A 3,605-nucleotide genomic window follows, 5' to 3' on the forward strand; every position below is an offset into this window, starting at 1 on the left:
CTTTCGGGCTCCACGCGCGCGTGCGTATGCGTAGGAGGCTTCTCGCCTCTGCTCAGCCGTCGCCCTCGCCGCCGGCGACATCCCCGCCCTCGGTGCCGCCGTTCGTCACCGGCGGGTCCGAGGCCGGCGGGTCACTGACGTCATCGGTGGGCGTCGTCGGATCGTCCGTCGGCTCGGTGGGGTCGTCCGTCGGATCCGTCGGGTCGTCCGACGGCTCGTTCTCGGTGGGCGTGTCAGGAGTGGTCGGGCCGGTGGTGTTCGGCTGGGACGGGGTCCAGTCACCCTGTCCGCCGGAGCCGTCGCCGGGCACCTCGGTGTTCTCGTCCGAGGTCTCCTCGTCCGAGCTCTTGCTCGGCTTTTTCGTCTCCGACTGCTTCGTCGGCGACTTCGTCGGGGTGTCCGTGTCCTTCGACTTGTTGTCGTTCGCCGTCAGCGCGAACGCGACACCCACGGCGATCGCGATGACCGCGAGCACGGCGAAGATCCACATCTTGCCCCGGCCGCCCCGGCCGTTCCCGTCGCGGTGGCTACCGTCGAAGCCGCCGTCGTCGCCACCCGGCGGACGCAGCATGGCGCCCGGGATCTGCGCGGTGCCCGAGTCACCGGGGTGCTGCATCGCGGTGGTGCCGGCGACGCCCATCGCGGGGGTGTTGCCGCCCTCGTGCATGCCCGCGACGTCGACAGGTCCGGTGTTCCAGGTCCCGGTGTGGCTGCCCTGCTCGTGGAGCATCTGCAGCCCGTACTGGACCAGACCGCGCATCTCCTCGGCGGTCTGGAAGCGGTCGTCCGGGTCCTTGGCGAGCGAACGCATCACCAGGCCGTCCAGCTCCGGCGGCGACGCGTCCGAGGTCTCCGACGGCGGTACGGGGATGTCCTGGACGTGCTGGTAGACCACGGAGAGCGGCGTCTCACCGGTGAACGGGGGCCGCAGCGCGAGGAGTTCGTAGAGCAGACAGCCGGTCGCGTAGAGGTCGGAACGGTGGTCGACGGCCTTGCCGAGCGCCTGCTCCGGGGAGAGGTACTGGGGCGTGCCCATGACCATGCCGGTCTGGGTCATCGTCGACTGTGCGCCGTGCAGGGCACGGGCGATGCCGAAGTCCATCACCTTCACCGCGCCGGTGTCGGTGATGATCACGTTCGCGGGCTTGATGTCGCGGTGCACGATGCCGTGCTGGTGCGAGTACGCGAGCGCCTCGAGCACCCCGGAGACGATGATCAGGGCCTGCTCGGGACCCGGCGCCTCCGCGTTGAGCAGCAGATCGCGGATCGTCCGGCCCTCGACGATCTCCATGACGATGTACGGGACGACGCTCGGCCCGACGACGTCCTCGCCGGAGTCGTAGACCGCCACCACCGCATGGTGGTTGAGTCCCGCGACCGACTGGGCCTCGCGCGTGAAGCGGGCCTTGGAGACCGGGTCCTCGGCGAGGTCGGAGCGGAGCAGTTTGACGGCGACCGTACGGCCGAGACGTACGTCCTCGGCCGCGAACACCTCTGCCATGCCGCCCCGGCCGAGTCTGTGGGTCAGCCGATATCGACCGTCCCCGACAAGCCCGCCATTGCCCCACAACTCCGGCGCATCCGACATACCGCCGCCAGTCGCCTCGGGGTCGGACGGGCCCTGAGCGCGCTGCGTCTGTGCCATCAGTCCTCGCCGTCGTTTCGTGTTGTGGTGCTTGGTGGTACTGGGAGAGCCCCGCCGGGTCACGCTACAGCCTTCACGTGTCCCGGCGGTTCGAGGTGGACCGGACATCAAACCCGCCGGGTACCCTCACGCGCAAACTTGTAACGCTTCCGAGACGCTTCTTGCGCGTACGGTCACGGAACGGGCATCGAGCTTGACGTAGCAGGGCCCTCGGGCAGACTTGGCCAGGAATAGCGGGAATCGATCACCGATCGCGGAGCCGTCCGGCACACCGCGCCGATGGGGGACGCACGACATGAGCAGCCAGGACGGCGCACAGGGACGGTATGCGGGGCGCTCGCTGGCCGGTGGCCGGTACCAGCTGCGCGATCTTCTCGGCGAGGGCGGCATGGCCTCCGTCCACCTGGCGTACGACTCCGTGCTCGACCGTCAAGTGGCGATCAAGACGCTTCACAGCGAGCTCGGCCGCGAGCAGTCCTTCCGCGAACGCTTCCGCCGCGAGGCCCAGTCGGTGGCCAAGCTCACTCACACAAACATCGTCTCGGTCTTCGACACCGGCGAGGAAGACCTCGACGGCGCGACGATGCCGTACATCGTCATGGAGTACGTGGAGGGCAAGCCGCTCGGCTCCGTGCTCGACGCGTCCGTCGCCCAGTTCGGCGCGATGCCGTCCGACCAGGCGCTGAAGATCACCGCCGATGTCCTTGCCGCGCTCGAGATCAGCCACGAGATGGGCCTGGTCCACCGCGACATCAAGCCCGGCAACGTGATGATGACGAAGCGCAACGTCGTCAAGGTCATGGACTTCGGCATCGCCCGCGCCATGCAGTCCGGCGTCACCTCCATGACGCAGACCGGCATGGTCGTCGGCACCCCCCAGTACCTCTCGCCCGAGCAGGCGCTCGGCCGCGGCGTCGACGCCCGGTCCGACCTCTACTCCGTCGGCATCATGCTGTTCCAGCTGACCACCGGGCGGCTGCCCTTCGAGGCGGACTCGCCGCTTGCCATCGCGTACGCGCACGTCCAGGAGGAGCCGGTCGCTCCGTCCTCGATCAACCGCTCGCTGCCGCCCGCGGTCGACGCGATCGTCGCCCGCGCGCTGAAGAAGAACCCGAACGAGCGTTTCCCGACCGCCGAGTCGATGCGCGACGAGTGCCTGCGCGTAGCCCAGTCGTTCCAGGCGTCCGCGCCGAGCATCGTGCCGGGCGCCCAGACGGCGAGCGGCGCGGGCGTCGGTTCCGCGGTCTTCCCGCCGGTCGACAGCTCGTTGCCGCAGAGCGGCAACGTCCAGACTCCGTACCAGCCGGGTCCCTACGGCCCGCCCACGCCGTCCCCGGGCCCCGTGACCCCGGGCTACGGCTACCCGCAGCAGGGCGGCTACCAGACTCCGGCGCCCGCGAACGCGTACGCCCCGCAGGGCGCGCAGACCCCGCCGCCGTACTCGATCTCACCGCAGCAGGGACAGACGTCCGTGCAGGGGCAGGGCGGATCCGGGTCGGGTGGCGGCAAGCGGAACATGCCGGTGATCGTCGGCTCGATCGTCGTCGCGCTGCTCGCCGTCGGCGGCCTGGTCACGGCGATGTCGATGAACAAGGACGACGAGGGCGGCAAGGGCGACAAGGCGAAGGAGTCGAACGCGCCGGTGGCGGGCTACCGGGGTCCGGACCGGACCAACACGGTGGAGACCGACGAGTGCACCGAGCCCGAGACCGCGTACAACGACGAGAACAAGATCAAGGTCCCTGACTTCACGTTCAAGGACTGGCGGTCCGTGCAGAAGTGCCTGCAGGCGGCCGGCTGGCAGTACGACAAGCGCACGATCGACGAGAACACCTATGGGAAGGACACCGTGATGCAGCAGTCCCCCAAGGAAGAGTCGGACGTCGACCCGGACGACGTGGACATCGAGTTCACCATCTCCACGGGCAACCCGGCCTGATCGGGCACAGCACCTGACGCG

Annotated in this window: 2 protein-coding genes; one reads left to right on the plus strand and one right to left on the minus strand. The window is 69.3% G+C overall.

The window, feature by feature from the left end:
* Positions 1-52 precede the first annotated feature (52 nt).
* Entirely contained in the window at positions 53-1,645 is a 1,593-nt protein-coding gene (locus tag ACFQ7F_RS45615) for a protein kinase (RefSeq protein WP_383285635.1), read from the minus strand.
* A gap of 295 nt (positions 1,646-1,940) precedes the next feature.
* Between ACFQ7F_RS45615 and ACFQ7F_RS45620 the strand changes: the two genes are divergently transcribed.
* Positions 1,941-3,584 (plus strand): protein kinase, encoded by a 1,644-nt coding sequence (locus ACFQ7F_RS45620; RefSeq protein WP_383285638.1) that lies wholly within the window; start codon positions 1,941-1,943, stop codon positions 3,582-3,584.
* Positions 3,585-3,605 lie beyond the last annotated feature (21 nt).

This window comes from Streptomyces sp. NPDC056486 (genome assembly GCF_042795295.1).
Lineage (GTDB): Bacteria > Actinomycetota > Actinomycetes > Streptomycetales > Streptomycetaceae > Streptomyces.